1 rRNA gene is annotated in these 354 nt (G+C 47.2%); it reads left to right on the top strand.

From position 1 onward, the window contains the following. Window positions 1-86: ribosomal RNA gene (rrf, locus tag DNH61_RS00025) — 5S ribosomal RNA — on the top strand; the annotation flags it as partial. Between the last annotated feature and the right edge of the window lie 268 nt (window positions 87-354).

The following is a 354-nucleotide window of genomic DNA, read 5'->3' on the forward strand; positions in this document are numbered from 1 at the left end:
TTCCCATCTCGAACACGACCGTTAAGCCCTCCAGCGCCGATGGTACTTGGACCGCAGGGTCCTGGGAGAGTAGGACGTTGCCAAGCGGGTAACTAAATACCCAGATTGCTTAGCATTCACCGAGTCCACTTTCCAACATTTATGTGTTGAAAGCAAAGACTCCGGATGTTAAGATGATCTTCCTGCCGATGAGGCAGAAGCTGCTTTAGCAGCGAGAAGGTTTAAGTGGTTAGGTCTTTTCTGAAGTGATTCGGAGAAGCTTAATCGACGAACAACCTTTGCACCTTGAAAACTGGATAGCGAATGAAAAGTCTAGAACATCCGCTGCTAACTGGTTTATCAGTTACAGCAACT

The organism is Paenibacillus sambharensis (assembly GCF_003233845.1).
In the GTDB taxonomy this organism is placed as follows: Bacteria; Bacillota; Bacilli; order Paenibacillales; family Paenibacillaceae; genus Paenibacillus_I; species Paenibacillus_I sambharensis.